Raw genomic sequence first — 24,401 nt, 5'->3', positions numbered from 1 at the left:
TAATATATATACCGTTTGAGAAAAATCATGAAACATAATAACTTTACTGAGTCTGCTCAATGGAGACCTTCTATCCACTTTTCTCCAGAGAAAAACTGGATCAATGATCCAAATGGTATGGTCTATTTTGAAGGCGTATACCACTTATTTTATCAATACAATCCTGATGGTGATAGACATGCCAACATGCATTGGGGACATGCAACATCAACTAATTTAGTGAATTGGCAACATCATGAAATAGGCATATATGCCGATCCAGATGGTCTTGGTTATATTTTTTCTGGTGGCGCTGTTGTTGACATTGATAATACAAGTGGCTTAGGAAATGGCAAACAACCTCCCCTAGTAGCTACTTTTACTCATCACTCTGAAGATGAAGTACAAGTTCAAAGTTTGGCTTATAGCCAAGACGGTGGATTTACTTGGCAAGAATATGCTAACAATCCAGTGCTTCCAAACCTAGGTATTAAAGATTTTCGAGACCCTAAAGTCATCTGGGATGAGATTAACAAACAATGGGTTATGGCATTAGCTGCCGGACAAGAAATTCAATTTTTTGTTTCAAACAACTTAATCAACTGGCAGTTAGTCAGTGCATTTGGTGAAGGAGTTGGGGCACATGGCGGTGTGTGGGAATGCCCTGATTTATTCCCATTAACCACGCCAAGCGGTCAAACTAAATGGGTACTCCTTGTCAGTATTAATCCAGGCGGTCCTAACAAAGGCTCTGCCACTCAATATTTCATTGGTGACTTTGACGGACAACAGTTTACGTCTGAGCAAACCGAAACTCTATGGTTAGATTATGGCCCTGACAACTACGCAGGTGTCACCTGGGACGGTTTACAGACCGTCAATAACAAGCGTATTTTCATCGCTTGGATGTCAAATTGGACTTATGCCAACGAAGTCCCAACCCACCCATGGCGAGGCGCGATGACGCTTCCTAGAGAACTTACTTTAGTCGAGACGACTAACGGACTGGCTTTGGCAAATATGCCAAGCAACGAAATATTAAAATTACGTTCAGAGTTTAATATTAAAAAAGAAGATAAATTTGTTGTCCCAGAAGACTGTGCCTATGAAGTGGTTTGGACGTTCGATAGGTCTTCTGGTAATAACAGTCTTACCCTTGCCAATTCAGAAAATGAACGGTTAGTCATTACTTATGATGTTAACACTAATATGCTTTTATTAGACCGTAGACAATCTGGTTGGACTGATCATGGGTTTGCACAAGTTGCAAAAGCACCTCTGAAATCAATGGAACCAAGTAATATTACCGTTTCAATTTTCATTGATAAGTCGAGCGCTGAAGTTTTTTGTGAAAATGGGTTAACAACATTAACGTCTACTATTTTCCCATCACGTCCTTACCGTGACTTAACGACAAGCCGTAATAGTGTTGTTAAATGTTTTAAATTACTGCCTTAATTTAACTAAGATTAGATTATGGATTACCTATTTTACCACTATATACACGTATATTTTGTGTAACCTCCCCCTTAAGTTTGATTTCTTAAGGGGTATTTTTACTTTTAATGTATTAGACTCTAAAACGATAAAACTTATTTAACATATTAATTTTGTTGATAATTTATCGTTCAGTTAGCTAACGATTAAGGCAAACAATGATGACAGGTGCGATTAATAGAATAGTAATAGCGGGTGGGGGCACTGCCGGTTGGATGACCGCGGCAATGATGTCCAAGGTGCTACCAAAGTCGGTTGAGATTACGTTAGTGGAGTCTGAAGCTATTGGCATCGTTGGAGTTGGTGAAGCAACTATTCCCCCCATCCAAACCTTTAATCAATATCTTGGTATCGATGAAAAAGCCTTTTTAAAAGAAACTAATGGTTCTATTAAGCTTGCAATTAAATTTGAAAATTGGCGAACTCAAGGTGAAAGTTACTATCATACCTTTGGCTCTCCCGGTGCCAACATGGGATTTAGTAGTTTCCAACACTACTGGTTACGAGCGAAAAAGGAGTTAGGGCTAAACGCATCGTTATGGGATTTCGATCTTAATTATTTGTGCTGTGAACAAAACAAATTCAATAAAATTAATAGCAATAACCCAATCCATCAAATGCCTTATGCATATCATTTTGACTCAGGACTTTATGGTCAGTTCCTTAGACGTTATTCTGAAAAACAAGGTGTTAAGCGTGTAGAAGGTATAATCCAACATGTTAAACAAAATCCTAATTCTGGATTTATTGAGGGATTACAACTTGAAGATGGCCGTCAATTTGAAGCTGATTTTTTTGTAGATTGTACAGGCACTCGCGGTTTACTTTTGCAACAAACGTTAGGTGTTCAATACCAAGATTGGTCTCATTGGTTACCCGCAGACTCCGCCATAGCGGTAGCGACTGAAGAGTTGGATATTATTCCTCCTTATACTCGAAGCATCGCGCATAATGTTGGTTGGCAATGGCAAATACCACTCACTCATAGAACCGGCAACGGCATTGTTTACAGTTCATCTTATTGTTCTGACGATAATGCTATGGAGACCTTAACCGATAATTTACCAAGTAAAATGTTAGGTACACCAAGAAAGTTATCATTTAAAACAGGCAAAGTTGAGAAACAATGGCACAAAAATGTGGTTGCCATTGGATTAGCAAGTGGTTTCTTGGAACCATTAGAATCAACCAGTATTTATTTGATCCAATCCGCTGTAGTTAGATTAATGAAAATGTTCTCAACCCAAGGGCATTATGGCTCTGTGATTAATGCGTTTAATCGTGAGTCGGATATTGAAATTGAAACAATTCGAGATTTCATCATTTTACATTACAACTTAAATGAACGTACTGACTCTGATTTTTGGCGTGACATGCGAGACTTAACATTACCACCTCGACTGGCACAAAAAATCGAATTATTTAGAGACTCTGGCGCTATATTTAATGATCAATATGATATTTTCTTAGACGCATCCTGGTTACAAGTCATGTTAGGTCAAGGTGTTACCCCTGCTAGTTACCATCCTAATATTGATGGCATGAGCGGCACCGAATTAACAAATATACTGACCCAATTACGTCAAGCTAAACAAGCGCCCGTCGCACAAATGATGTCACATCAACAATTTCTTAAAAAATACACAGGGGCTTAATGTGGATAGTCCTATGCGTATTATCATTGTGGGTGGTGGCACTGCGGGCTGGATGGCTGCCAGTTTATTTGCCAAACGTTGGGCTCACCTCCCTATTCAAATTACGGTAGTGGAGTCCCCCGATATAAAAACCGTCGGGGTAGGTGAAGGTTCAACCCCGACATTACAGCAGTTTTTTAAACAGCTAAATATCCTTGATGAAGACTGGATGCCCCACTGTAATGCCACTTATAAATATAATATTAAGTTTTCAGGTTGGAGTCCTGACTCTGGAATTGATTCTTACAACCATCCCTTTTTTACTCAGCTTGATACCTTTACTGAACGACCATTCACGGTAAATTGTTACACCAGACGTTTAGGTTTAGATGTCATCACACAACCAGATACGTTCTTTTTTAATTCCTATTTAACCGAACATCATAAACTGCCTTATACACCAGATAACTTTCCTTTTGAGATCAATTACGGTTATCACTTTGATTCACAAAAACTAGGGCAATTCCTTATGGGACATGCCAAAAAGTTGGCTGTGGAGCATAAATTGTTAACGGTAGATACCGTCACATTAACTGACAATGGTGATATTAAAGAATTACACGGCAGTAGAGGTGAAGTGGTGAAAGGCGAGTTCTTTGTAGACTGTACCGGCTTTCGATCGCAGTTATTACAACAAACCTTAGGGGTCACTTTTAATTCATTTAACGACAACCTATTCAATGATGCCGCAATAGTCTTGCCAACGCAGGTACATAACGCCAAGTTTGAAACACAATCTATTGCTATGTCTAATGGTTGGCGTTGGCAGATCCCACTGACTCATCGCCAAGGTAATGGGTATGTTTACAGCAAAGATTTCCAATCGCCTGACAAAGCCGAGCAAGAGCTTAGGCAAAGTCTCGGCTTATTAGACAGTGATGTGGAAGCGATGCATTTAAATATGAAAGTGGGGCAAGTAAACAAACATTGGCATAAAAACTGTCTCGCTTTAGGTTTATCCCAAGGCTTTATTGAACCACTAGAAGCGACTGCATTGCATTTAGTTCAAATATCGATTGAGTCGTTTATGGACCGTTTTCAAAATGGCAATTACCAAGAAACAGATAGAGACGAATTTAATAAACTAACGAAGGCCCGGTTTGATAGTGTTCGTGATTATATAGTTGCTCATTATAAATTAAACACACGCAACGACAGTGACTATTGGCAGGCAAACCGAGACAATAATATTTTATCTGACTCGTTATTACAGTTATTAGACACTTGGTTTACCAATGGTGATGTGGCACAAGAGATAAAAACGCAAAATGCACACTCGCATTTTGGTAACGCCTCTTGGCATTGTTTGTTAGCCGGTTACGGGACTTTCCCTCAACTGGCCGCAAACCAACCTGGTACAGGTGATCAATTTCATGAACATCAATTGCATCGTTTTTTACATGGTTGTTTATTAAATTTTAACGCCGCAAAGTAGTGACTTTACCGCTAGTTTAATAAAAAAGTGCCGTTCAAGTTAGAACGGCACTTATGTTTTTGGCATCTAAATTAGGTGGTTTGCTTAAGCAATTAACTTTCCCTAATGATATAATCAAAGGCTGAAAGCGATGCTTTTGCGCCCTCGCCCATGGCGATGACAATTTGTTTATATGGCACTGTGGTTACGTCGCCACATGCAAATATACCCGGTTCTGATGTTTGTCCTTTTTCATCTATTATGATCTCACCATGTTTGGTTCTATCCACGACACCATCAACAAAACCACTGTTTGGCACTAAACCAATTTGCACAAATATTCCAGATAACGCCTGTTGATGTTGCTCCCCCGTCACTCTGTCAGTATAAGCCAATGCGGTAACTTTACCGTTTTCAGCAATTACTTCTGTGGTGGCAACATTTTTTAAAATGGAGATCTTTGGGTTACTGTCTGCTTTGTCGATTAACACTTGATCAGCTTTTAATTCCGGCATAAATTCAAACACAGTCACATGGTTAACCATTCCGGCTAAATCAAGAGCCGCTTCAATACCTGAGTTACCGCCACCAACAACAGCCACGTCTTTACCTTTAAAAAATGGGCCATCACAGTGTGGACAATAAGCGACACCATTACCGATATTTTCTTTTTCACCCGGGACACCAAGCTCACGCCAGTTTGCCCCTGTCGCTAAAATGATGGTTTTACTTTCAATCACTTCGCCTGTTGATAGGTGTAGTGTCTTAACTGATGGTTTATCAGAGCTGCCCCTTTCAATACGGTCAACGCGCAAATGCTCTTTAATCGTAATGTCATAGTCATCTAAATGACTTTGCATATTGCCTGTTAATTCCGTTCCGGTTGTTTTAGGTACTGAAATAAGGTTTTCAATACCCACAGTATCTTTTACCTGACCACCAATCCGGTCAGCGATCATAGTCACTTTTAAGCCTTTTCTAGCACTATAAATGGCAGCGGCAACCCCTGCAGGACCACCACCTATAACGGTTACGTCTTGTTGAGGCAATGTTTCTTGTTTGATGTTATTGGCAATTTCAGGCGCTATTGATAATAACTTTTCAACTAGCTTGCCTGTGTCTATTTGACCATTTGCAAAGATTTCACCATTTAAGTAAACACTTGGCACACCTTGTATATTGCGTTGCTCAATAAGCTCTGGATATAACCCACCGTCGATCATCTCAGTGGTTATATTGTCATTAAGCAATGCAAACTGATTTAATGACTGCACAACATCTGGGCAGTTATGACAACTTAGGCTAACAAACACTTCAAACTTTAATGGTTTACTTACCCCTTTGATCAAAGACTGAATGGTTTGATCTAGTTTTAGGTTGGTACCGGATGAATGTAAAATAGCTAATACCAAAGAACTAAATTCATGTCCTCCTGGGATACCTGAGAAAAATACGCCATTAAACTTACCATCAACCTGCAAACCAAAACTGATCGGACTGCGTAACTCTGGTGATGTTTGTTCAACTAAAGTTAAGTTATCGGTTACGGACACCACTTGTGTTAAAAATTGTTTTAGCTCATCACGTTTTGGATGCTCACCAGTATTTAAGACTAAGGTGACAGCATGTTGCATGTTAGCGGTGTAAGTTTTAAGTGCATTGATTAATTCGTTATTTAACATTGATATACCTTTGCCTATTTAAAGGCCGCTTAGACTGGAAACGAAAAATAGGTGGCAGGCGCAATACACGCCCTTAAAACAATTCGATTGTTAAACCACCTCAGATATTTATCTCAATATGAGCCTTAAAAAGGCTCATTTCAGATTAGATCTTGCCAACAAGATCAAGGCTTGGTGTTAATGTCGCTTCACCTTGCTCCCATGCAGCTGGACATACTTCACCGTCGTTTTCACGAACGTATTGAGCCGCTTTTACTTTACGAACCATGTCTTTAGCGCTACGGCCAATACCACCTGCATGAATTTCCGCTACTTGAATAACCCCATCTGGGTCCACCAAGAATGTACCGCGGTGCGCCATGTGGTCTTCTTCAATCATTACGTCAAAACCGCGGGTAATGTGGCCAGTTTGGTCGCCAAGCATTGGGAATTTAATTTTGCCAATTGCGTCTGACGAGTCATGCCATGCTTTATGCGAGAAATGCGTGTCGGTTGATACTGAATACACTTCTACGCCTAAACCTTGTAACTCTTCATATTGGTTTGCCATGTCTTCTAATTCAGTAGGACATACAAAAGTAAAATCCGCAGGGTAGAACAAGAAGATTGACCAGCCTGTTTTAACGCTGTCAGATGTTACTTCTGTGAACTCGCCGTTATGGAACGCTTGAGCTTTAAAATCTGGGATTGTTTTGCCTATTTGAGCCATGATTATTTCCTTAGTTACTCGTTATGTAATTAATAGTTAGTTAAGAACAAAAGCACGTTTGCTTTCGATGGAGTGATATTACGAGGTATTTATGGTTTAGAAAATTTAATAAAATTGAAGTTTACGTTCAGTATTTTAGAACCTAGTTAATGTGAAATATATAAAGATTAACCATACTAAGATTGCTTTATTCCAATGAACCTGCTTAAAATTGGTTTTTCGTTCAATTAATTAGAATTATATGATCTCGTTAAAACAACTTACTTACGCACTGGCTGTTGAACAAACCTTACATTTTAAAAAAGCGTCTGAGCTTTGTAATGTCTCACAGTCGGCACTAAGTACCGCCATTACTGAATTGGAAAAACAATTAGATTTACAAATTTTTGAGCGCAACAATAAAAAGGTGATCATCACTGCCGAAGGTTTGTTGGTGTTAAATAAAGCGAAACAGATCAAAATGGAAGTAGATGAGTTATACCAATTATCACAAATGAATAAGTCGGCATTAACCTCGCCGATGACCATGGGCTTAATACCCACGATAGGTCCTTATTTATTGCCAAAAGTATTACCCGAAGTTAGGCAACAATACCCGCTATTTAAATTGTCTATTGTGGAAGAACAGTCGCATAACTTAATTGAAATGGTCAGAAATGGTGATATTGATGTTGCCGTTTTGGCACTGCCTTTTCCTATTGATGGTTTAATGGCTTTTGAATTTTGGCAAGAAGATTTTTATTGGGTTGCCCATAAAGATGAATGCCCATTGCAAATTCAAGAGATCACCAGTGACGAGTTAGAGCTAGAAAAATTAATGTTATTAAAAGAAGGACATTGTTTAAAAGACCATGCGTTGGCCGCCTGTAGTTTACCAATTAATAAAACTGAAACTAAAAAAGGCAACAAAGGTAATGCTAGTTTTAACTCCACCAGCTTACATACCTTAATTCAAATGGTGGCGGGCAAATTAGGCACAACCTTAGTGCCGCAGATGGCATTGGATCAGTTAATTCATACTGAGTCAGAACTTACCGCGGTGCATTTAAACGAACCAGGGCCACATAGACGTTTGGCATTTGTTGTTCGTCCTAACTATGTCAAAACCAGAGACATTGAATTGTTGAAACAGATCTTTACTCATCAGTTAGAGCATCATTGCTCTTAAGTTTTGAGTGCCGAGTTTCGAGTTTCGAGTTTCGAGTTTCGAGTTTCGAGAAAAAGATAGGGATGTTTCGAGTACAAAACAAGTTTGAGCTTTTTCTCGAAGCTCGAGACTCGACTCTCGTTGCTGAAGGCTGTTTCGAGCATATTCTAAAAAAGTGAACGTGAATATATATTTTTCAAAATTTACAGATTGACAAAACTTATAGATACTTATTCCATCAACCAAGAGAAGGAATAAAATTATGATATTTTTAATCGACTATATTGAACAATACATTAACAACCATTTTTCTAATACAGACACAAAAGCTCAGATTACAGAGTGTAATTACCAAGACAACTATTATGGTGATCAAGTGTGCCAGTTAATCAATAGATAGCTTGGGGGAGATGGACGATGGCTAAAACAACGACCTTTGCAATCACTCACTTTTCTGTTGCTTTTACAGTGACTTATGCTTTAACGGGTGATCTCATGATTGGCGGATTAATTGCGGTTATCGAACCTGCAGTAAATACCGTCGCTTATTATTTTCATGAACAATTTTGGAATAAGTTGAGTAATAAGAACCGTCTATTATTAGCGCAGAATTGTTAATGTAACTGGTATTTTTATACCAGTTGCATTATTAAAACAGCTGATTAGTCACTCTCTATTACTTACCGTCTATTAATCGCCGTCTATTAATCACTCCTGTTAATCAGAAAGTAAGGATTTTTTCATCAACAAGGCGGATTCTCTGTCTGACGAATTTGGAATTGAGTAATACTCTTTCCTTTTTCCCGTCACTTCAAATTTATAAGACTCATACAAGCTGATGGCTTTGGTATTAGACTCTCTTACTTCTAAAAATATATCTTCTGTATTTAACAACCTTGAGTACTCAATAAAGTGTGCCATCAACTTTTTGGCTAACCCTTTACCTTGGTGTTGTGGAGCGATACAGATATTTTCTAAGGTCATTTCACCAACAATAAAACTGGCAAAATAATAGCCTAAGATTTCATTATCTTGTTGCAAGTAGAAATTATGGCTTCGGGCATTAAAGCTAGATTCGAATATTTTTTTAGTCCAAGGGGAAATATGACTTTGCTGATCAATTTCAACTAACCAAGGGATATGGGCATAGGTTAATTCTAAAATCTGTATTTTTGCCACGGTAATTAACTTTCTGTGTTTTGTTGAGCAGTGTGTGGTTGCAGTAATAACCACAATTCTTTTTTCTGTGACAAACTTAATTCGTTTGGTAAAGGTGATGTGATCATTATATTTTGATCTATCGATTCCATTTGCACATATTGTACTTGCGCTTTTGGAGCAATATTCCAATATAACTGGTCTTTTAATTGTGCCAAGCAATGGTTAAATGCCATAACCGACAATTGCATCTGCGGAAACAACACCGCTAAATCACTTATCAGTTTAGGCGAACAGTCTTTCCAATAATCAACCACGGTCGGCGCTTCTGCTTTAGTTTCACTTAAGTCCACAGGATTATCGGCAAGGGCTGTTTTAGTCGCTTGAGGTCTAGCTATTGTAAGCTGAGGACTTGTAGGTTGCGTACTTGCAACGTTTGCAGGTTGAAGTGTCTGTAGTGTCTCTGTGGCATCATCCGATTGCTGATATTGGTCATTAAGATCATAAGGAGTAACCCCTAATTCAACTAAACATTGCTGTTGTAATGACGAATACAAAATGACGTTCTCAAGATAAAATAAATGACGTTTAGATAGTAATTGAATTCAACTTTTAATGGAATGGGAAAACACGATTAAAGCCATTGTTATAAGTTAGGTAAAGCTTATATCAATTTTATAAAGTAAGACGGGAGCACTTAAGATTATTAGCCTTAAGCGCAACTACTGTCTAATACGGTTGAGGTAACCGGTACTTATAACTTCATATGTAAAATTGGAAATGGTTTACCCATATCATCTAATGGCGAACGTGAAACCACGGTAAACCCTTTATGTTGATAGAAACCTACCGCTAAAGGATTTTGTTCATTCACATCGACACTCGTTGCGCCCATATTGGTTATTGCATATTGCAATAACACACTACCAACCCCCAGCCCTCTTACATGATCATCGATAAATAACATTTCAATCTTGTTGTTGTGGCATCCCACAAAACCTAAAATTGTACCGCTTTCATCTTTTACACACATTAAGCTAACGGCTGGAAAGGCTTGTTCCATGATAATGGGTTTAAAAAACTCAATGTCTTCTTCTGTTATAAAGTCATGAGTAGCTCGGACTGAGTTTTCCCAGATATTTAACAATTCTGCAAAATATTCAGGAAGCACATTTTCTACAATCATAATATTCCTTTCATTAATCGAGTACTTTGTGCAGCCGCGAAATCTGATATTAACAAATATATTTTGAGGGTGTACAGCTTATAAAATGGAAACATGAGCTCGCTTTACTAATTAAGCTACATCGAATATTATGCGCGAGTCGAAAAGATTTTAGGCTGGTTAGGTTATTCCAGTCCTCGTTAAAACGAGATGAAGTCGCTCCCGCGAACCCACGGCACTAACCTTTAATTAGGATGGTGCTGGTGTAAATTTTTTTTCATCCACCATCCAAAACTTGGATGACAATCATGCAAAACAAAAAAACAATTATCTTCGCACAGTTTTTCATATCTCTAATGATGGCATTTTTAATGACTGGAATTTTCAGTTTTTTTGAACTTGGCTTTACAATATTTTGGCTTATCACCTGGACAAAACACTTTATTATTGCCTGGCCAATCGCATTTTGTTTATCTTTAGTAGTGGGTAATTTAGGCTTTAAGTTGGCGCATAAAATCACTTCTTAATTATTTCTATTGTAGGCCTCCGTCACTCCATATAATTAAGAACGACTGAGGCCTGCCCTAGCCACAACGTTTCATTCATTCTTCCGCCAATCAAATTCCATTTGCTTAGCGGTATTTTCTGCAAGCTGTATATTTACCAGTTTGGATACTAAATGCAGACTCATATCTATCCCCGCTGAAATACCACCGGACGTAATGTATTTACCTTCATCAACCCAACGTTTACCGCTTATAACGGTTAAGTTTGGATAAGCTTGTTGTAGGTCGTTGATATCCTCCCAATGAGTCGTAACATTAAGTCCATTTAATACACCGGCTTGTGCCAAGATAAAAGCGCCTGTACAAACCGACGCGACTACATTAGCCGATTTATCTTGTTGTGCTACCCAGTTAATAACCGCAGCTTTGTTGAGCTCGTGTGTATGCACACCGCCCACAACAATCAATACATCTATATTTGGGTGATTAGTGAAATCATAATGTGGCAGGACGTTATACCCACCTCTAGCTTTAATAGGCAAGGTAATGTTGGAAGAACTTGAAGTGCCCGAGTTTTCTGCAACTAAGAACACATTAAAAACATTTTGGGGATTCGATAATCTATTGGCAGTGGAAAACACTTCAAAAGGCCCAGAAAAGTCTAGTACCTCTGCATCATCGTAAATATAAATACCAACATTCAATGTAATTACTCCGTCTTTAGCTAGGTCATTAATCTATCAGGCTAACTATAAATAACCTTATAATTAATTAACCTAATTAATGAAACCTGGCGGAATAAGCAAGTTAAGTTGAAGGCTCAATACTAAACAGAAGCAATTAAATTTTATTAGACGGATCTATTTCAAGTATCTGCTCTCTGATCTTCTCAGCTTCAGCTGTGATCATCGCATAAGCACGAATATTACCATTGCGTTGTGCGAGCATAGCTTCTTCAAGTTTACGGTCGTACAACTTATTCAGCTTTTTGGTTGGGTCTTTTTTAAAAAATGAAAACATAAATAATAACTACTGTTAAAGTGGATGATTGTAAGGTTATACGTAAAGTAAGATGTTTTGGATTTGTTAAAACCGTAGTTAATTTACAACGTCATTAACTGATTGAAATAGTAAAGCTAAACAAACCTAATTATTTAGCCTTACTTACTTGAGTAGTTAGTCTGGATAGTTAATCTTGGTATTTTTTAACATTGGTAATTTCAGGGTAAAATTTATCCGCCGATACAATGTCACTCTCCATATTAGCAAACCATTCCTGTTGAACCGACTTGTTGTAGTTTAAATATAATTTGCCATTTTCTATATGCCAAACCTCAGGATCCACACTGGCCGTTTTACCGCCAGACATAGCCCAAGCACAATAAGCACCATACTGAGGTGCATACTTAGTTGGCGCTTGTTTAAATAACTCCAAATTCTCTTGGCTAGAAAAACGCCAAGTCGCATCCCGCCAAGTTAACTCAAACTTGTCACTGCCCTCAACGGGTTTGTTTACCGTGAAATAAGCCACCGAGTCGTATCCATCAATAGCAAGATCATTAAAAATCCCAGTGCTAATCGCATCATCTGCGGCCATGGACGAAAAGCTAAATAATGCAGAAATAAGTAAAAATGTACGCGTAATTAATTTTGTCATGTGAACCTCGTTTATTAACTACTTTAATAAACCGTGGATTTAGGAAAATACTTTCAAAGTGTAGGCGTTATATTTTTATTTGCATGGGGGTAAGGGGTTATTTAAAAACGATATTTGCGTGTACTCGTTATTATTACAAGCTATTACTCAATAACTAAATCAACGACTCTTAAGACGTTAGCTACGAGGGGCGAGTCCCGAGCTTCGAGGAAAAGAAAAAGTAAGCTGTAAGCTGTAAGCTGTAAGCTGTAAGCTGTAAGCTGTAAGCTGTAAAAATATTAATGGCTTTGATAATGTTCAGCAGTTTATTCTTACATTTAACTAGAATAATTTGAGTGGATGCCTCTTATTTTTTGCTGCGAGAGACGAGTTTCGAGGAAAAGCTAGATGCTGGAATTAAATAACTAACATTTTGAATTATACCGAACTTGAGTTGCTGTATTTTTTAATGTTACTTAAATCAAAGTGATCTGACCCTATCGATTCAAAAACGGCAAGAAGGATTACCCAAAGAGATTATTGATATCGCATGGCAAGCACAATTAAGGCTGTGCCGTCGATACCAACGACTGACCTTTAAAGGAAAACATTACAATGTCGCTGTGACGGCAATTGCTCGGGAAATGATCGCCTATATATGGGCAATATCAAGAGAAGTGGTACTAACCCCTATTAATCCGAAACTACGTATTGCAAGGGTTCCAGCATAAAATGAAAACCGTTTTTGAGTTAGCGTACTTAGATCAAGCATCGGATGTGGCACAACCACCGAGGGCGTTGCCTACATGGATGTAGGTGAGGGGCGATAGCAGGACGCGGTAGCCTTAGGATGGCAATGAATAGAAATATTGATTGAACCACGAACATAGACTGAAGATAGGTGTCACGACGGAATAAGTAAGGTAGGCGCTGTTAACTGAAAGGTTAATAATCCACGAATACCAGCATGAAAACCGACGAAATTACTTGCTTCATCTAATACGTTAACTCAACTTAAAATTGAAAAAAAACTGACTATTAAAGGCTTAAAAGATTAAGAGAGATCTGTGTTTTTAACTTGACGTGGGGAGTCATACCATAACACGCGCAGCTTTGTAGTGTAGGCGCAGCCGTAACGAAAAGCCGTCGCTGTGGCTGCGCTTGTTAAGCGCCAGAGAGTGTCAGCTGCCGAATGAAAAAAATATGCCGACAGCTAACTCGGCCCAAACATAGAAAAAACCCAGTAAAACTACAATCGCCAAGACTGGAAAATGTCTTGCGGAAACTTTCCGAGCTAGGATAATCAACAGGCTACCTACAAAAAGTAGTAATGTTCCCATAACCAGGAAGTCAAAGCTCGTCCAGTGAACTTCGCTGGTGAACTGCATAGCGAAAAACGGAACAAGAAGAAGAACGCAAGTTCCGGCTAGAAGCCAAACGAAGGCGGTTTTTCTTTGTAGCATTATCCTCATAGATGTACTCCTCATAGCTTAACAATTTAATCAGAGGACGATTGCCTAAGTTTCTGACAACGCGGTTCCTCTTATTTATTTTCACTATTAATATCAAACCTCTACATCATTTACCACACCTTTGTTACGTAACAACTCGGTTTTTTGTGATCCCCCAAGGATGGGCATTATTCCTGTTTTCTTGACTTGGTAGGAACCCCCAACACTGTATATAAATACAGCTTTACAGGGGTGGGTAAATGAAAACAAGATCGCCATTTTTAAACAGCATTATCGAATGTATGTACCGTAAACATTACGCCAAATCATCTATCGAAACATATTTGAGTTGGATTGCCGCTTATATTCATTTTTATAAATAACATTGCCACCCACTTTAAATTAAACTTAATCAATTTGTAAATTTAAAATAAGTTCTAGATTTTTAATCGAAGTTTAATTTGAAATATTGAGTGTAATTCTACGCTTTTACTCGTATTTTTGGCTTGTTTTAACTTTTGGGTTGAATGCTAGATATGCACTTATCTCAGTGGATTCTGATTTGATATTTTGTCTTTTTGGTTATTTTTTTTACAGGCTTTTTTGGGTATTAAGCTAGCAATCTTCTACAACTCGATAAGTTTGGTCGTCGTTTTAGTTGTAAGTTCTCACTGAAGTTTTGTAATACATGCTCATTACCTACTGCACCATGGAATACTTTGGTGAATTGCTTGGTCATTATTAACCAGCTCTCAGGCTCTATGCTTAAGCGTGTGAGTATACTTGGTAGGTTGTTGTTTATATGCCCTGCTTTATCTTCTCTTATGCAACGTCCTGTCACCTCTACTAATTCTATGTATTCATTTAGTTCAAAAGGAATACCGTTTGGCATATCTTTTCTTGAGTTACCAACAAATGGTTTTAATGTGCTTGGTTGTTGTTGGTTTTGGATTATATGTTTAATGCGTTGCTTTACGCTGGTGTAATTAGAGTTTTCTGGTGTGGTTGCTATTTTGGCTCTTACTGGGTTTAAATCTACATATGCCATACAGGCAAGTAAGGCTGACTCATCTAAGAGGGCTTGGCATTTGAAACGTCCTTCCCAGAATCGCCCTGTGCAGTTATCTTCTTTATTCGCTTGTCTTGCTATACCTTCATTTAACACGCGCATAAACCAACTTATGTCCATTAGGCGTTTTCTGTAAATAACGGTGGTTTGCTCTATGGCTAGAAGCTCTGATTGACTTAACGTATCACGTTCATTTTCTGCTAAGGACTGATATTTTTGTGTCAGTAATGTGCCTTTAAACACCTTATGCCAACGAGTTAGAACTTCTGTTGTATTCCAGTTAAGTGCTTGCTGTTCATTTACATGCAATACAAGGTGTGTGTGGTTACTCATGACTGCATAAGCACAGACTTCAATAGCAAATATTTGAGGGAGAAATAACAGCTTATCTTCTACCCATTGTCTTCTGTGCTCATAAGATTGATGGGTTTGTTTATCTTCACCACATAAAAATGCCCTGCGAACACAACGAGATATACAGTGATAATACGGCGTATCCGATAAGCTAATTTGAAATTCTCTTGGTCTAGGCATAACAAAACACTCACCGTACCAATATAGGTACAAATAAGTCTAGCGCAGTTTAAATAACTGTCAAATTGAGGTGGGTGGCCTTGTTATTTCGGCCTTGTTATTTCGTTCAGGGACGAATGTACATCCCGCTTTTGAAGATAAAACTTAATTTTATTGAGGAATAGAATATTGTTGGAAGCGGCCTTTTTGGGTTACGTTTTTTGGCTGTTGAAAAAAGGTAACTCGCCGTCAGGTGAAATAGTGAATTTCAGGAATCAAATAAACTTAGAATTAAAATATGATTATTAAGTAAGAAAGAAAATTAGCTTTTGAAAATGAAATTTAAGAAATATGATACATAGAAGAAGTAACTTGGCAGGCGCTTCGATACTCAAACTCCCAACCATCGCTGCTTTTATAGAGAGTGGAGACCGCTGTTCTACCAATTAGCACCTGAATTTCAGACACAAAAAAACCGCTTTACGCGGCTAATTTTAACTTCGAATTGGCAGGGGCGGAGAGACTCGAACTCCCAACCATCGGTTTTGGAGACCGCTGTTCTACCAATTGGAACTACGCCCCTGCATCGAAGTTGCGCCAATTATACTTAGCAACGGCTTAAGGTAAAGACCAATTTTAAATATTTTTTCATTTTATGACTCGAACGCTGTTTTATTAGGCAAAATCACCAACTAACCGGGTTTTGATCGGTTATAATGCCGTCCAAACTAGCTTAAAAACTTATATCATGACCAAACTTCCTCAATTTAGCTGCCCGATTTGTTTCACTCAACTGTTAAAAACAGACAATAGTCTTGTGTGTGAAAACAAACATATGTTTGATTATGCCAAAGAGGGATATATAAATTTATTGCCCGTGCAGTTAAAAAACTCTCTGCAACCGGGTGACGATAAAAATATGGTGTTAGCGCGTCGTGCGTTTTTATCATTGGGTCATTATGATTTTTTACGTCAAGCGTTGGTGAAATCCTTATTAACATTGCCGCACAATAATATTATCGACTTAGGCTGCGGTGAAGGTTATTACACAGACAGTATCCAAAGCCAGGTTGTTGATACTAATGTGTATGGTGTGGATATTTCTAAGTCTGCCGTTAAGTATGCCGCGAAAAGAAACAAACAAGTGCACTACTGTGTTGCAACCAATTCACATACGCCATTTAGCGATAACTTCTCTGATTTAATAGTGAATGTATTTGCGCCTTTAGTAGGTAAAGAATGCCAGCGTGTTTTAACAGAACAAGGTCGTATATTGTCGGTTTCCCCAGGCGCGAAACATCTAATAGAGTTAAAACAAATCATCTACGACACACCCCAATTTCATGATGCGGCTACACCACCTGATGGATTTGAGCTGGCGGTTCAACTTGATATTGAACAAGTCATTGTATTGGACAACAAGGTTGATATTGAAAACTTGTTAACCATGACGCCTTTTGGCTGGAAGATATCTGAGCAAAATAAACAAAGTTTGTTATCACAATTACCATTTCAATTGACCTTGAGCTTTACCCTAAACCAATTTGTTTTGGCAAAATTTTAACGTATAGTCATTGTGCACGCTCTGTAAGTTAGCGCTGTATTTTTAATAGCGGCCGTTGTGAAAACCACCAATACAGGTTAACTTGTTGTGTCTGTAATATTTGTGAACCAAATTAATAATGAGAACGTATATAAAGACGTTCTTAACCTTACCAACATAGACCTTAAACATGGAAAAATTCATGAACAAATTAATCACGTTATTTATTACTATTAGCTTATTGTTATTCAGTAACTTAGCCACTGCTGAGCTTTCTGTTGGCGATCAAGCACCTAACTTTAAGCTGCAGGCCAGTGATGGTAAAACCTATCAACTGTCAGACTTTAAAGGCAAGCAAAGCATTGTGTTGGCTTGGTTTCCAAGAGCATTCACATCAGGCTGTACCATTGAATGTAAGTCATTGGCTGATAATGGGCATTTATTAAAGGGATTTAACGCTCAATACTTTATGGCCAGTACTGACGAGTTGTCTAAAAACATAGAGTTTGCCAAAGAAACTAAAGCCGATTTCCCACTGTTAAGTGACCCAACCGGCGATGTAGCAGAAGCCTATGGTGTGAGTTTTATGGGGTATGCAAAACGTCATACTTTCTATATTGATAAGTCGGGTAAGATTGTCATGATTGACCGTAATGTTCGTCCTAAAACGTCGGCTGAAGATATGGCGCAACATATGGGTAGACTTGGATTTGAAAAAATATAAAATAGATAAAAAAACTAACCTAGTTCCTATATTTATATGTTGAATCATTTGAAGTTAACCGTTTTTATTACTGCAATCTTATTGTTAACTGGTTGTACTAATAAAACGGTTTATTTATTTAACAATGGTTATCCTCAAGAGTCCGTTGATGAGGTGGCCGTAAAATTAATTAACCTAGGTTATGATGTTGAACATGTAAATGCTGAAATTCCAGCAGAGTTTAGCGATACCGCTATCGCAACTCATCCTGTCGTTGCAGCGCCAGCTGATCTGCCAATCATTGAAAATATACTCAAAGAATCTGAATTCCCCACGCCAAGTTATTACCAGTTTGCGCAAGGTAATCACTTTTATTCACCTGACAGTTTTGGCCTATATTTACGAAACGGTTACCAAAAATAATGCCACCTATCATGGGCGATATTTCATGTTTTGTTAATGGTGATTCAGTTGATGCAACGCTAGAGTTTCGTCGAAGTGGCGAGGTTATACTTGAGGTAGAACTTTATCGTGAGGGCAAGCTATTAAAGAATAGCTATCGAAAACATACTGGAAAATACACTTTAATAAATAACCGAATACAGCTTGATTTTATTGAGTTTAAAACCGGTTATTTAGCAATAAATGAAACCAAAATACAAACCTACTCAGGAGAGAAAAAAGCGGATCATCTTGTTATCAAATCTCAAAAAAATAATTCGCCAATTGAAAATTGTTTATTTGAAGCTGTGTATTATTAACGACTCACCATAGCCATTAAACATTCATCATAATATTGCTTCTCCCCTGTGACAGGATCAAGCTTACAAGAGGCACTTTGTAATATTCCTTCACAGCGGAAACCGTTTTTCTCTAATACCCTAACAGACGCTATATTTTGCGCCACCACTGAGACATATAATCTGTTTAGTTTATTGGTGTTAAACAGTAACTCACAAAACTGTTTCACCGCTTCTGTGGTTATGCCTAAGTTCCAAAAGCCTTTGCCTATCCAATAACCTAACTCTGCACTGTTTGCGTATTCAAACTGCCCGACGGTGGCAGAAATACAACCCACAAAGTCACCTTGGTATTCAATCGCTTGAATGTATTCAGATTGGTTAGCGTGTTCAATCCACCAAAATGCATCGGCGTTTGTATAAGGCGAAGGGATAGCCCCTGTAATGTATTGAGTCACCTCTTTATCATTTAAATAAGTCACTAACTGACCAACGTCAGAGGTATTAAAATGTCTAAGTGTGATCATGCGTTTTTACTCTTTAAACCTTGATATGACATTAAAGCCGAGGTTATGCACCTAACAATGGCAAGTGTTTTACTTTTTGATAGGTTAACGCCAAGGCTAAGCAATGTTTAAGTGCATGGTTAATCTTTTCATCTGTTGCTTCGGTCAGGTTAAGAATAATGGCGCGGTTACCTTGAAACTGCAATACGTCTGAGTATAACTCTCTAAACGTGTCTACTAACTTAGTTTGGCAATTTACAAATACATAATAATTTTCCGGTGTTGAGTCTTTCCAATCGATTCTCACTGGGCTACCGCTTTTAACGTTAAAACTAGGTTCTCCCCATTTTAACGTTTCTTCTATTTCACCTAAGTTCAGCTCTAACACAAGGTTATAAATCATTTGCCGTAAGGACTCTAAAACCGGTTTGACCAATGGCGGATATTGGTCAAACTTATGTTTTCGGCTATCCGTCATCTTGAATCCTTACTTTTTCCTTTGTTGCTCTTATGATTACTTTAACAAAGGGGTTCAATGGCGGTAAACAGATCAACACTTTTAATAAGTGATTGCGCCGTTAATTTTTGCACACCAAATACCTGGGTTTTGACTTGGTATTTTTCTTTTATTTTGTGCATCAACAGATCAAAATCGCCATCGCCTGATAATAAAATAATATGATCTAACTGCTCTGCAGCTTCCATAATATCAACCGTAATCCCCACATCCCAATCGCCTTTGGCACTACCATCACTACGTTGAATAAAAGGTTTAAGTTTGATTTCAAACCCTATATGCCTTAGCGCGTCTTGGAATTTACGTTGTCCGTCATTATTGCTGGCAATGGCATAGGCATTGGCAATTTGGATATCACCAAGATAACTGATCTCTTGCCAAAAGCGGCGGTAATCAAACTGACGGTTAAACCCTTGTTTGGTGGTGTAATAAATGTTTTGAATATCGACGAATATGCCTATTTTGCGCATCCCATCTTTGCTGGTATCTACTACCGGAGCATTTTTATCAAAACCTTCTGGCTCTTCATATTCAAATGGCGCATCTGAATCTTCCACTATTTGACCTTATTTGCCATTTGTTTAATTTCATCATCCAACTCAGTTGGATATAAAACAGCACCTTCATCGTCTGGTAATGGAAATACAACTACTGACAATTCATCTTCTTCCAAACCGCTAGTCCATTTCTTGTGCCACTGAGTTAACGGAATAGCTTTAGGTTCAAATCCTTCCCACTCGTTAGTCGCCCACATTTGTGCAAACTCTTCATTTGGCCAAACAGGAATACAATCTTCTTCATCTGTGGTCACCATGACAGAACCATGTTCATCGGTTAAAATCCATACTTGTTGATTGGCCACTACTTGTTTTAACAAGTACTTACATCTTTGTTCAGCATCAAAGTTAAGTATTTCGGTTTTTCGACTTGATTCTAATGGTTGACTGCTCATACGATTCCTTAAAAGCTCAGCCTAGGCTTGCTTTAATAATGACTAAAAAGACCAAATATAGCTAAGTTATACGCCTAACTGAGTGAATTACTAGTGGTTTTCTTTGGCGTGATTCACGGTATATTTTGGAATCTCTACCACTAAATCTTCATCTTTGATGATCACTTGGCAGCTTAATCGTGACTCAGGCTCTAATCCCCACGCACGGTCTAACATGTCGTCTTCCAATTCATCACTTTCATCAAGTGAATCAAAACCTTCGCGGATGATCATATGACAAGTTGTACAAGCACATACTTTTTCACATGCATGTTCAACGTCAATGTCACTTCTTAAAGCAACATCTAAAACAGTTTCACCTTTTTTGGCTTCTACAACAGCGCCGTCAGGGCAAAGATCTTCGTTTGGCAAAAATATAATTTGTGGCATGTTTTTAATCTCTATAAATCGACTTAATTAATATAATTTGTTTTTACACTTTATCTACTGAATGACCAGTTAGTGCCCTTTTAATACTGTTTTCCATGCGTCTTGCCGCAAATGGCTGACTCGTATCATCTAGGTTTTTAATTGCTTGTTTAATCGCTTGACCGTCAATGCCTTGAGTTGCTTGTTTTAATTGCTCAATGGCTTGTTCAATCACTACACGTTCTTCGTCTAATACGATGGCATTATCTTCTGTCATGGCGGTTTCTAATGCTTCCATCATACGCACTGCATCAATTTGTTGCTCACGTAACATACGTGCTTGGATATCTTCTTTTGCATTGGTCATGGATGCGGTGATCATGTCGGCTATTTCATATTGCTCTAAACCATATGACGGCTTAACTTGAATAGATGACTCAACACCAGTGGATTTTTCCAGTGCCGTAACACTTAATAATCCGTCTGCATCGATATTAAAAGTAACTCGGATCACCGCAATTCCAGCGGTTAACGGAGGAATACCTTTTAATACAAATCTTGCTAATGAACGACAATCATCCACCAATTCACGTTCACCTTGTAATACATGAATGGCCATCATAGTTTGACCATCTTTATAGGTGGTAAACTCTTGTGCTCTGGCTACAGGAATCGTGGTATTTCTTGGAATGACTTTTTCTACTAAGCCACCCATGGTTTCTAAACCAAGTGATAACGGCGTAACATCTAACAACAGCATGTCAGAATCTGGTTTATTGCCCACTAATAAGTCCGCTTGAATAGAGGCACCTATTGCTACGACTTGGTCAGGGTCGATTGAGGTTAATGGTTCTTTACCAAAAAAGGCTTTCACTTGCTCACGGACATAAGGAACACGCGTAGAGCCGCCCACCATGACCACTTCTAAAATTTGTTCTTTTTCAACATCGGCATCTTTTAATGCGCGGCGACAACTACGTAATGTGGCCTTAACCAAATCCGCGATGACCGCTTCAAAGTCAGCTTTACTAAAGCTACCTGTTAGCTGTTGTGATTCAATGTCGATATTAAAATCAACAGAATCAACATCGGATAACTGTTCTTTTATTTTACGACCTAAATCAGCAAGTTTACGTAAGCTTTTAGCCGATAATTCTTCATTAACGCCTGCATTGGCTAAAATACGTTGGACAATTTTGCCATCAAAATCATCACCACCTAACGCGGTATCTCCACCGGTAGACAGCACTTCAAATACACCTTTGTTTAAGCGCAGTATAGAAATATCAAATGTACCACCACCTAAATCATAAATAGCAACAATGCCTTCTTGCCCTGAATCTAGGCCATAAGCAACAGCTGCGGCAGTAGGTTCGTTGATTAATCTTAATACTTTTATACCGGCAAGTTGAGCTGCATCCTTGGTACCTTGACGCTGTGCATCATCAAAGTGAGCAGGAACGGTAATAACCGCGCCCATTAAATCACCGCCTAAGGTTTGTTCTGCTTGAGTTTTTAATACGTACAAAATTTCAGCAGATACTTGAATTGGATTTTTCTCGCCTTGGCCGGTTAACAAGTTAACTGTATTTTCTTTTTCAACGAAGGTGTAAGGCAATTTCCCGTAGGTTTCGTTTATGTCTTTAAGACCACGGCCTAAAAAACGTTTAACCGAAACTATGGTATTTTCTGGGTCATTTTCAGCATTGGCTTTGGCGTCAAAGCCAACGTCTATCGTTCTGTTTGCACCGTAATGCACAACAGAGGGTAAATGATATCGGCCTTGTGCATCGGGTAATACGTTAGCTTCTCCGCTTCTTACTGATGCTACTAATGAATTAGTAGTTCCTAAGTCGATGCCAATAGCTAACTTATGTTCATGAGGGTTAGTACTTTGGCCCGGTTCTGCAATTTGTAATAATGCCATGTGTCGTTTACCTGTATTTCTTTATTTGCTGAGCTAATTTATAAGCTAGTTTAAAAGCTCATTAACTTATCTTGTACCAAGCTTTAAAATTAAAAGTCTAAAAGTTTGTCTTCTAACAATTGCGCTTCTTCTTTTAACTTGTAAATAAATCTTAATTTACGAACGGCGTCGGCCGCAGACTCAAACGATGATTGGTTAAACTCAGACTCAAACTTTGCCGTATATTCATTGATCAATTGTTTTACGTCGCTGTAAAAACGGTCAAATGCAGCTTCAACATCAGTAGCAGATTCAATCTCTTCCAACTCTTCACGTAGTTCCATTTGCTGCATTAAGAACATACCATCACGTATTGTGTGTTGTTCATGACGGACGTCAAAACCATGTTCGGCAACCATATATTCGGCACGGGTTAACGGCTTTTTTAACGTTTCGTAGGCATCATTTACTTCTGAGGCTTTTTGCACCGACAATAACTTTTCGTTATCTGAGGCACTGGCGTGATGATCTGGATGCACTTTTTTTTGAATTTCTCGATAACGCTCAAGGAGTAACTCATTGTCGAGTTGAAAACTGACGGGTAATTCAAATAAGTCAAAAAATCGCATTTATAGTCCTATGAATTTGGTCTATCAGAAATAGATAAGGCCACGATAAAAGATCATGGCCTTAACAAAACAGTAATTTAACCTGGCATCAAAACGTTTAGTTTATACAGTGAAAGATTCACCACAACCACATTCGTCTTTTTGATTTGGGTTAGTAAATTCAAAACCTTCGTTTAAGCCATTTTTAACAAAATCGAGTTGTGTTCCGTCTAAATAAACTAAGCTTTTAGCGTCAATGATCACTTTAACATCTTGATGTTCAAACACAGTGTCGCCTTCTTGTAGTTCATCAACGAACTCAAGAACATAAGCTAAGCCAGAACAACCGGTGGTTTTCACACCTAGTCTTAATCCTAACCCTTTACCACGATTTTCCAAAAACGTTCTAACGCGATCTGCTGCTGCGTCAGTTAAACTGATGGCCATGTATTACTACTCCCAAACCAAACGAGTCAGTTTATTACTTTCTTGATTTATAATCTTCTATCGCTGCTTTAATTGCGTCTTCAGCCAAAATTGAACAATGAATTTTAACTGGAGGTAACGCTAATTCTTCTGCGATTTCAGTGTTACTTAACTTTTGTGCTTCTTCAATTGATTTGCCTTTAACCCACTCTGTTACCAAAGAAGATGAAGCAATAGCAGAACCACAACCGTAAGTCTTAAATTTAGCATCTTCAATGATGCCGCCTTCGCTGATCTTTAATTGAAGTTTCATAACGTCACCACATGCTGGTGCGCCAACCATACCCGTTGCTATTGTAGGATCGTTTTTATCAAACGAACCAACGTTACGAGGGTTTTCGTAATGATCGATTACTTTTTCGCTATAAGCCATTTGAAGCTCCTTAACCGCCAATCGGTTAGTATAAAATGA

Annotated in this window: 30 protein-coding genes, 1 tRNA gene and 1 pseudogene; 13 read left to right on the top strand and 19 right to left on the bottom strand. The window is 38.3% G+C overall.

What is annotated here, in order from left to right; genetic code table 11:
* The first annotated feature begins 27 nt into the window (after positions 1-27).
* From RT723_RS15220 to RT723_RS15210, 3 genes are all read left to right on the top strand, one after another.
* Entirely contained in the window at positions 28-1,437 is a 1,410-nt protein-coding gene (locus RT723_RS15220) for a glycoside hydrolase family 32 protein (RefSeq protein ID WP_315947933.1), read from the top strand.
* A 200-nt stretch (positions 1,438-1,637) separates the two neighbouring features.
* A complete protein-coding gene (locus RT723_RS15215) occupies positions 1,638-3,131 on the top strand; it encodes a tryptophan halogenase family protein (protein ID WP_315948547.1) in 1,494 nt (497 codons plus the stop codon).
* Between the two features lies 1 nt (position 3,132).
* Positions 3,133-4,605 carry a tryptophan halogenase family protein gene (locus RT723_RS15210; RefSeq protein ID WP_428983680.1) on the top strand — a complete coding sequence of 491 codons (1,473 nt, stop codon included), beginning with the start codon at positions 3,133-3,135 and terminating at the stop codon, positions 4,603-4,605.
* Positions 4,606-4,697: 92 nt separating this feature from the next.
* On the opposite strand, the gene ahpF is transcribed toward RT723_RS15210, so the two are convergent.
* A complete protein-coding gene (gene ahpF, locus RT723_RS15205; RefSeq protein WP_315947932.1) occupies positions 4,698-6,266 on the bottom strand; it encodes an alkyl hydroperoxide reductase subunit F in 1,569 nt (522 codons plus the stop codon).
* Positions 6,267-6,411: 145 nt separating this feature from the next.
* Positions 6,412-6,975, bottom strand: coding sequence for an alkyl hydroperoxide reductase subunit C (gene ahpC / locus RT723_RS15200; RefSeq protein ID WP_216055025.1), 564 nt, complete (start codon positions 6,973-6,975; stop codon positions 6,412-6,414).
* Positions 6,976-7,216: 241 nt separating this feature from the next.
* Between ahpC and RT723_RS15195 the strand changes: the two genes are divergently transcribed.
* From RT723_RS15195 to RT723_RS15185, 3 genes are all read left to right on the top strand, one after another.
* Positions 7,217-8,143: a hydrogen peroxide-inducible genes activator gene (locus RT723_RS15195; protein ID WP_216055026.1), complete on the top strand. Its 927-nt coding sequence runs from the start codon at positions 7,217-7,219 to the stop codon at positions 8,141-8,143.
* A gap of 241 nt (positions 8,144-8,384) precedes the next feature.
* Positions 8,385-8,522 carry a hypothetical protein gene (locus RT723_RS15190; RefSeq protein ID WP_315947931.1) on the top strand — a complete coding sequence of 46 codons (138 nt, stop codon included), beginning with the start codon at positions 8,385-8,387 and terminating at the stop codon, positions 8,520-8,522.
* A gap of 17 nt (positions 8,523-8,539) precedes the next feature.
* A complete protein-coding gene (locus RT723_RS15185) occupies positions 8,540-8,740 on the top strand; it encodes a DUF2061 domain-containing protein (protein WP_216055027.1) in 201 nt (66 codons plus the stop codon).
* A gap of 99 nt (positions 8,741-8,839) precedes the next feature.
* Here the strand turns inward: RT723_RS15185 and rimI are convergent, their stop codons facing one another.
* From rimI to RT723_RS15170, 3 genes are all read right to left on the bottom strand, one after another.
* The gene (gene rimI, locus RT723_RS15180) at positions 8,840-9,301 is read right to left on the bottom strand and encodes a ribosomal protein S18-alanine N-acetyltransferase (RefSeq protein WP_315947930.1); all 462 of its coding nucleotides are present in this window, start codon (positions 9,299-9,301) and stop codon (positions 8,840-8,842) included.
* Between the two features lie 5 nt (positions 9,302-9,306).
* Complete coding sequence (locus RT723_RS15175) at positions 9,307-9,837, bottom strand: hypothetical protein (protein WP_315947929.1); 531 nt, start codon at positions 9,835-9,837, stop codon at positions 9,307-9,309.
* A 197-nt stretch (positions 9,838-10,034) separates the two neighbouring features.
* Entirely contained in the window at positions 10,035-10,466 is a 432-nt protein-coding gene (locus RT723_RS15170) for a GNAT family N-acetyltransferase (RefSeq protein ID WP_315947927.1), read from the bottom strand.
* A gap of 287 nt (positions 10,467-10,753) precedes the next feature.
* Here RT723_RS15170 and RT723_RS15165 point away from each other — a divergent pair, with 287 nt between their 5' ends.
* Positions 10,754-10,972, top strand: coding sequence for a DUF2798 domain-containing protein (locus RT723_RS15165; RefSeq protein WP_315947925.1), 219 nt, complete (start codon positions 10,754-10,756; stop codon positions 10,970-10,972).
* A 71-nt stretch (positions 10,973-11,043) separates the two neighbouring features.
* Here the strand turns inward: RT723_RS15165 and RT723_RS15160 are convergent, their stop codons facing one another.
* From RT723_RS15160 to RT723_RS15150, 3 genes are all read right to left on the bottom strand, one after another.
* Positions 11,044-11,655 (bottom strand): DJ-1/PfpI family protein, encoded by a 612-nt coding sequence (locus RT723_RS15160; protein WP_315947923.1) that lies wholly within the window; start codon positions 11,653-11,655, stop codon positions 11,044-11,046.
* Positions 11,656-11,791: 136 nt separating this feature from the next.
* Positions 11,792-11,971, bottom strand: coding sequence for a DUF6435 family protein (locus RT723_RS15155; protein WP_315947922.1), 180 nt, complete (start codon positions 11,969-11,971; stop codon positions 11,792-11,794).
* A gap of 169 nt (positions 11,972-12,140) precedes the next feature.
* Positions 12,141-12,608: a YHS domain-containing (seleno)protein gene (locus RT723_RS15150; RefSeq protein WP_315947921.1), complete on the bottom strand. Its 468-nt coding sequence runs from the start codon at positions 12,606-12,608 to the stop codon at positions 12,141-12,143.
* Between the two features lie 485 nt (positions 12,609-13,093).
* On the opposite strand from RT723_RS15150, the pseudogene RT723_RS15145 reads away from it, so the two are divergent.
* Positions 13,094-13,318: pseudogene (locus RT723_RS15145) on the top strand (IS110 family transposase); the annotation flags it as partial.
* 980 nt (positions 13,319-14,298) lie between these two features.
* The gene (locus RT723_RS15140; RefSeq protein ID WP_315947919.1) at positions 14,299-14,421 is read left to right on the top strand and encodes a phage integrase N-terminal SAM-like domain-containing protein; all 123 of its coding nucleotides are present in this window, start codon (positions 14,299-14,301) and stop codon (positions 14,419-14,421) included.
* A gap of 227 nt (positions 14,422-14,648) precedes the next feature.
* Here the strand turns inward: RT723_RS15140 and RT723_RS15135 are convergent, their stop codons facing one another.
* Complete coding sequence (locus RT723_RS15135) at positions 14,649-15,641, bottom strand: transposase (RefSeq protein WP_315947917.1); 993 nt, start codon at positions 15,639-15,641, stop codon at positions 14,649-14,651.
* A gap of 485 nt (positions 15,642-16,126) precedes the next feature.
* Positions 16,127-16,203: transfer RNA gene (locus RT723_RS15130), tRNA-Trp, on the bottom strand.
* A gap of 165 nt (positions 16,204-16,368) precedes the next feature.
* Here RT723_RS15130 and RT723_RS15125 point away from each other — a divergent pair.
* The 4 genes from RT723_RS15125 to RT723_RS15110 all read left to right on the top strand — a co-directional run bounded on the left by RT723_RS15125 (position 16,369) and on the right by RT723_RS15110 (position 18,627).
* Positions 16,369-17,184: a putative RNA methyltransferase gene (locus RT723_RS15125; protein ID WP_315947916.1), complete on the top strand. Its 816-nt coding sequence runs from the start codon at positions 16,369-16,371 to the stop codon at positions 17,182-17,184.
* Between the two features lie 181 nt (positions 17,185-17,365).
* Entirely contained in the window at positions 17,366-17,887 is a 522-nt protein-coding gene (locus RT723_RS15120; RefSeq protein WP_315947914.1) for a peroxiredoxin, read from the top strand.
* 48 nt (positions 17,888-17,935) lie between these two features.
* On the top strand, positions 17,936-18,289 hold the full coding sequence (locus tag RT723_RS15115) for a hypothetical protein (protein WP_315947913.1): 354 nt from the start codon (positions 17,936-17,938) through the stop codon (positions 18,287-18,289).
* Between the two features lie 11 nt (positions 18,290-18,300).
* Complete coding sequence (locus RT723_RS15110; RefSeq protein ID WP_315947911.1) at positions 18,301-18,627, top strand: hypothetical protein; 327 nt, start codon at positions 18,301-18,303, stop codon at positions 18,625-18,627.
* On the opposite strand, the gene RT723_RS15105 is transcribed toward RT723_RS15110, so the two are convergent.
* From RT723_RS15105 to iscU, 9 genes are all read right to left on the bottom strand, one after another.
* Positions 18,624-19,133 (bottom strand): GNAT family N-acetyltransferase, encoded by a 510-nt coding sequence (locus RT723_RS15105; protein WP_216053661.1) that lies wholly within the window; start codon positions 19,131-19,133, stop codon positions 18,624-18,626. The genes RT723_RS15110 and RT723_RS15105 overlap by 4 nt on opposite strands.
* A 43-nt stretch (positions 19,134-19,176) precedes the next feature.
* Positions 19,177-19,590: a DUF1801 domain-containing protein gene (locus tag RT723_RS15100; RefSeq protein ID WP_216053660.1), complete on the bottom strand. Its 414-nt coding sequence runs from the start codon at positions 19,588-19,590 to the stop codon at positions 19,177-19,179.
* Positions 19,591-19,631: 41 nt separating this feature from the next.
* Positions 19,632-20,099 carry an NYN domain-containing protein gene (locus RT723_RS15095; RefSeq protein ID WP_315948545.1) on the bottom strand — a complete coding sequence of 156 codons (468 nt, stop codon included), beginning with the start codon at positions 20,097-20,099 and terminating at the stop codon, positions 19,632-19,634.
* An 86-nt stretch (positions 20,100-20,185) separates the two neighbouring features.
* The gene (locus tag RT723_RS15090; RefSeq protein ID WP_315947908.1) at positions 20,186-20,581 is read right to left on the bottom strand and encodes a DUF2750 domain-containing protein; all 396 of its coding nucleotides are present in this window, start codon (positions 20,579-20,581) and stop codon (positions 20,186-20,188) included.
* Positions 20,582-20,671: 90 nt separating this feature from the next.
* A complete protein-coding gene (gene fdx / locus RT723_RS15085; protein WP_105053455.1) occupies positions 20,672-21,010 on the bottom strand; it encodes an ISC system 2Fe-2S type ferredoxin in 339 nt (112 codons plus the stop codon).
* A 43-nt stretch (positions 21,011-21,053) separates the two neighbouring features.
* Positions 21,054-22,916, bottom strand: a complete 1,863-nt coding sequence (gene hscA, locus RT723_RS15080; RefSeq protein WP_315947906.1) for a Fe-S protein assembly chaperone HscA — start codon at positions 22,914-22,916, stop codon at positions 21,054-21,056.
* 89 nt (positions 22,917-23,005) lie between these two features.
* Complete coding sequence (gene hscB, locus RT723_RS15075; protein WP_216053657.1) at positions 23,006-23,524, bottom strand: co-chaperone HscB; 519 nt, start codon at positions 23,522-23,524, stop codon at positions 23,006-23,008.
* A gap of 102 nt (positions 23,525-23,626) precedes the next feature.
* A complete protein-coding gene (iscA, locus tag RT723_RS15070; protein WP_216053656.1) occupies positions 23,627-23,950 on the bottom strand; it encodes an iron-sulfur cluster assembly protein IscA in 324 nt (107 codons plus the stop codon).
* A 34-nt stretch (positions 23,951-23,984) separates the two neighbouring features.
* Positions 23,985-24,362, bottom strand: a complete 378-nt coding sequence (gene iscU / locus RT723_RS15065) for a Fe-S cluster assembly scaffold IscU (RefSeq protein WP_216053655.1) — start codon at positions 24,360-24,362, stop codon at positions 23,985-23,987.
* Positions 24,363-24,401: the final 39 nt, after the last annotated feature.

The sequence above is a fragment of the Psychrosphaera aquimarina genome (assembly GCF_032461525.1).
In the GTDB taxonomy this organism is placed as follows: domain Bacteria; phylum Pseudomonadota; class Gammaproteobacteria; order Enterobacterales; family Alteromonadaceae; genus Psychrosphaera; species Psychrosphaera aquimarina.
Note: the sequence above shows the minus strand (reverse complement) of the source record. Positions and strands in the feature narration are given on the sequence as shown.